Annotated in this window: 3 protein-coding genes and 1 pseudogene; 1 reads left to right on the top strand and 3 read right to left on the bottom strand. The window is 75.9% G+C overall.

Translation table 11 applies throughout. The features are described from left to right. Positions 1-42: 42 nt before the first annotated feature. Positions 43-1,254: a hypothetical protein gene (locus ACWJ6R_RS30415; protein ID WP_449065520.1), complete on the bottom strand. Its 1,212-nt coding sequence runs from the start codon at positions 1,252-1,254 to the stop codon at positions 43-45. 338 nt (positions 1,255-1,592) lie between these two features. Here ACWJ6R_RS30415 and ACWJ6R_RS30410 point away from each other — a divergent pair, with 338 nt between their 5' ends. Further along, positions 1,593-2,135 (top strand): LuxR C-terminal-related transcriptional regulator, encoded by a 543-nt coding sequence (locus ACWJ6R_RS30410; RefSeq protein ID WP_449065519.1) that lies wholly within the window; start codon positions 1,593-1,595, stop codon positions 2,133-2,135. A 327-nt stretch (positions 2,136-2,462) separates the two neighbouring features. On the opposite strand, the pseudogene ACWJ6R_RS30405 reads toward ACWJ6R_RS30410, so the two are convergent. Beyond that, positions 2,463-3,473 (bottom strand): annotated as a pseudogene (locus tag ACWJ6R_RS30405) (prolyl oligopeptidase family serine peptidase); the annotation flags it as partial. Positions 3,474-3,572: 99 nt separating this feature from the next. Further along, positions 3,573-4,658, bottom strand: a complete 1,086-nt coding sequence (locus ACWJ6R_RS30400; protein WP_449065518.1) for an ATP-binding cassette domain-containing protein — start codon at positions 4,656-4,658, stop codon at positions 3,573-3,575. Positions 4,659-4,699 lie beyond the last annotated feature (41 nt).

Genomic DNA, 4,699 nt, shown 5'->3' with positions numbered 1-4,699 from the left:
CCTCGGACGCGGCGGCCCCGGGCGCGCCGGTGCCGTCAGGCGTCATGGCCGACCCTCTCCAGCAGGCCGTGGGAGAGCCAGGCGGGCTCGGCCCCGGGCTCGGCGGACAGGCCGTCGGACCAGCGCAGGCGGTAGGGCGACTCGGGACGCAGGTCGGCGGCGACGAGGTCGGCGAGCAGGCGGCGGACCGAGACCCACTCGCCGTCGGCGGTGAGCAGCTCCTCCAGCCGGGCCGAGGAGCGCCCGCCGAGCGCGGTCTCGGCGACCGAGGCCAGGCGGTCGAGCCCGTCGGCGCCGGGCTCTGTAGGAGTCCGCCGGGCCGGGGTCGGGCAGCGCGGGGCGCGGAGGGGTGGGCTGGACGGGTGCGGGGCGGGGGCTCTCGTCGACCGCGCGGACGATCGCCGCGGGATCGTGCCAGGGGGCCGGGGCGTCGAAGACGAAGCCGTCGAGCACCACGGCCAGGCGCTCCTTGCCCGCCGTCTGGGCGAACGTCCGCCAGGTCTCGGCGGGCAGCAGCGTCAGGTTCCTCGTCGTGCCCGCGGATTCGGCGAGCCGCCCGGCGGCGCGGCGGGAGGCGTCGCTGTAGGAGTAGATCGCCGCCCGCAGCTCGGTGCAGGTGCGGTCGAGAGCGGGCCAGTGGGTCAGGATGGTGGCGTGCAGGCTCTGCGCGCGCCGGGCGATCTCCTCGGTGCCCCAGAGCGTGGGCGCCTGCTCCCGGAGCTCCTCGATGGTGCCGGCGGTCAGGGTGATCAGCTCCAGCGCCCAGAGCCGGAAGGCCCGCGCCAGGTTCTGCGCGCTGGCGCGCGCCTCCTCCATGGTCGTGCGCGGGTCGGCGACGTTGAGGTCCTCCAGCGCGAGCAGCCGGTGCACCTCGCTCTGGCCGCCGTCGTGGAGCATGCGCCGGATGAACATCAGGCCCACCATGCTGGTGAACGACGCCCGGTAGCGGAGCTGGTGGGGCTTGGGGAAGACCTCGCGGACCGCACCGAGGCCCTTGAGCACCCGCAGGCGGTTCTCGAACATCTCCAGCGGGTAGGCCCGGCAGGCGTGCCGCATCTGCTCGTGGGTCAGCCACTCCTCCCCGGCCTCGGCGAACGCCGTGAACAGGGTCTCGGCGATGTCGACCAGGGCGGGATCGTCCACCACCGCGCCGCTGTCGCGCGCGAGCGCGGCGAACATCCGGCGGTAGGTCGTGAGCACGGCCTCCTCGCTGAGGGCCGCGTCCAGCGTGATCTCGTGGTTCGTCTCTGGCACGCGCCCTACCGTAAGGCTTGCGCCCGACAATCCCGTCCTCCGCACCCTCCGGGCCATTCCGAACCCCAATAAAACAGGAAATAAAGCCTGGTGGAACGACATGCTGGCCGGAACCGGTCAGCGCTCGCCGTTCCTTCGGGCCGAATCCGGGTAACGCGGTAGTCGGCCGGTTCCAGCGGGTAGCGCAGGGATCCGGGAGACGGATCGTGTGTCACCGTGAGAGGGAGACTCCGCGTGATAAATGTCCTGATAGCTGAGGACATGCACCTTGTTCGGGGGGCGATGGTCGCCCTGCTCTCGACGGAGGAGGACTGGGGGAGGCGGGGCACGGCGACGAGGTGGTGGAGGCGTGCCTGCGCCACCGTCCCGACGTCGCGCTGATCGACATCGGCCTGCCCGGCACCGACGGCATCACCGCCGCGGCCGAGCTGCGGCGCGCCCTCCCCGGCTGCCGGGCGGTCATCCTCACCGGCCTCGCGACGCCGGCCGCGCTGCGCAGGGCGCTGGACGCCGGGGCGCGCGGTTTCATCGTCAAGGACACCCCCGCCGGTCAGCTCGCCGCGTGCGTGCGCCGGGTCGCGCGCGGCGAGCAGGTGATCGACCCCGACCTGGCCGTCGCCGCGCTCAGCGCCAGGGAGAACCCGCTGACCTGCCGGGAGCTGGACGTCCTGAGGGTGGCCGCCGAGGGGGCCCCGGTCGAGGAGATCGCCGACCGGCTCTACCTGTCCGGGGGCACCGTCCGCAACTACCTGTCGCGGATCCTGTCGAAGGTCGGCGCGAGGACCCGCGTGGAGGCGATCAGGATCGCGAAGCGGGACGGCTGGCTCTGGCCGGACGACCTCGGCGAGGTCGGGCCGGCCCGCCACCGCTCGCGCGTCTGAGCCCCGCCGCCGTTCGTCCGAGCCCCGCCGCCGTTCGCGCACCTGCGCGAGCGCGAAGACGCCCCCGGCCTCCACCCACGGCAGGATGTAGGCGGAGTAGGAGGGGGTCAGCGGGATGCCGAACCCGCCGTAGCCGTACAGGATCGCCGGGCGGGGCCCGGTCCCGGGCCGGGCGAGCACGACCATCCGCACCGGTGTGCCGTCGGCCGAGACGTAGACGATCCGGCGGGCCTCCACCTCGGGCGGCTCGACGGCGCCGGGGGCGGCGGCCCAGAGCGAGGTCCGCCCGGTGCGCGCGTCGTAGCGGTGCACACCGCCCGGCGTGACGCCGTCGGTGTAGGAGAACCACACCTCGCAGCCGCCCTCGGGGCGCGCGGACATCCGGCCCGCGGTGCCGAGCCCGGGCAGCGGGACCTCTCCCAGCCGCTCGCCGGTGACCGGGTCGTGCACGTCGATCTCGCTGATCGCGTGCCGGGTCCGGCCGACGAGGAGCACCGGGCGGCCGGGGCCGTCGAGGACCGCGAAGTCGGAGATCACCGCCTCGGGGTCCGGGCCGACCAGTTCCCGCCAGCCCCCGGGGCCGGGGTCGGCCGGATCGGCGACGCACAGCCGGCCCGTGGGCGCGTCCACCGTGGTGAGCAGGTACAGCCGGCCGTCGCGGCCCACGGCGGGCACCGTGGTCGCGTCCGCCCCCTCCTGCACCACCCGCAGGCCGGGCCGCTCGGGCGGGGAGGCGGCCAGGTCGGCCAGCCAGAGGTCGTTGCCGGCCCCGGCCGGCGCCGAGACCGTCAGCCAGCGGCCGTCGTGGCTGGAGCCCAGGCCGTAGGAGCGAGGCTCGGCGCGGATCACGACGTCGTCGTCGGCGGGCGTGCCGAGCCGGTGCAGGCACACCCGCCGGTCGCGGACGTAGAAGAACGCCTTGCCGTCCGGGAGCCAGACCACCGGGGCGTAGCGGCAGCGGTCGATCGGGCCGTCCACGGTCCGCCGGGTGCCGACGTCCATGACGCGCAGCTCCGACCGCTCGTCCCCGCCCCGCGACAGCTGGTAGGCCAGCAGCCGCCCGGTGAGGTCGGGCTGCCACCGGTCCAGGACGGTCAGCCCGGAGGGATCGATCATGCCCGGGTCGACCAGCGCCTCCTCCGTCCCGTCCGGGCCGGCGGCGTACAGCACCGGGTGCTCCTGCCCGGCCGTGCGGCGCAGGAGGAAACGGCGTTCCCCGCGCCACAGCGGCGGCGTGACCGTTCCGGCGGAGCCGAGCGCGGCCACCCGGGCGTGCCAGCGCTCACGGCCGGGCAGAGCCGCGGCGCGGGAGCGCCACAGGGCGTCCTGGGCGGCCAGCCAGGCACGGGTCCGCGGGCTCGCCGGATCCTCCAGCCACCGGTACGGCGTGCCCGTGGAGGTGGTCGGTGATCGGCTGCCGCTCGGCGGGGGGGTAGGTCATCTGATCGGCTCCTGGACGTCCGGGGCGATGTCAGGCCGCGTGCCCGGAGGACGCGTCCGGCCGGGGGCCGGACGGCGCCTCGGCGTCGGCGCTACGGGGGTCCCACCGGCCGACGAGGCCGGCGTAGAGGGGGGACGCGGCGAGCAGCTCCTCGTGCGTCCCCAGCCGCACGCGCACGCCGTCCATGACGAGGACGCGCCGGGCGCGCAGAGCGGAGGCGGGCCGGTGGGCGACGACGAGGAGCGTGCCGCCGCGGCGGGCGAACGCCTCCTCCGCGCGGCCTCGGCCGCCGGATCGAGATGGCAGGTCGCCTCGTCCAGGACGACCAGGCGGGCCGGGGCCAGGTAGGCCCGGACCAGCGCGACCAGCTGGCGCTCGCTCGGGGAGAGCAGGGCGGGGCGGATCTCGGCGCGGTAGCCGCCCAGCCGCTCCACCAGCCCGGCCAGGCCGAGCACCGCCACCGCCCCGTCCACCGCCCCGTCCGCCTCCCCGTCGCCGGCCCGCGCGAGGTAGGTCAGGTTCTCCATGAGGGACCCCCGGAAGACGTAGGCCTCCTGGGGGATGAGCACCCGCTCGGCCGGGTCGAGCCGGTCGGCGGGCACGCCGCCGACCAGGACCTCGCCCGCGTCCGGCCGGAGCACGCCCGCGACGAGCGCGGCCAGCGTGGACTTGCCGATGCCGCTGGGACCGACCACGGTGAGGTGGTCCCCGTCGGGGACGGACAGGTCGAGGCCGGCGATCACGGGTTCGGCGTGCGGCCCGTAGGCGAACGTCACCCCGCGCAGCTCGATCCCCCCGTCCGCGGCCGGGAGCCGGGCCTCCGGGCCGCGAGGCCGGCCGCCGCCGGTCCGCGCCGGCTCCGCGATGCGGTCGAGGGAGACCCACAACCGGACCCCGCTGACGCCCAGGCCCTCCACGAGGTTGTCCAGGGCCGGGGCCAGCGACTGCGTGACGTAGGCCAGGGCGCCCAGGATAACGCCGGGGCCGGCCCCCTCGGACAGCAGCCAGGGGGCGCCGGCCAGCACCAGCACGACCGGGGACCAGCCGCCCACCGCCAGCGAGAGCGTGCGGGCGGCGGTCACCCGGGCGAGATCACCGAATCGGTCTCAGGCTGAGTCGGAGA

The sequence above is a fragment of the Planomonospora algeriensis genome, assembly GCF_977012225.1.
The sequence above is the reverse complement of the archived record's forward strand: the minus strand, read 5'-3'. Positions and strand labels throughout refer to the sequence as shown.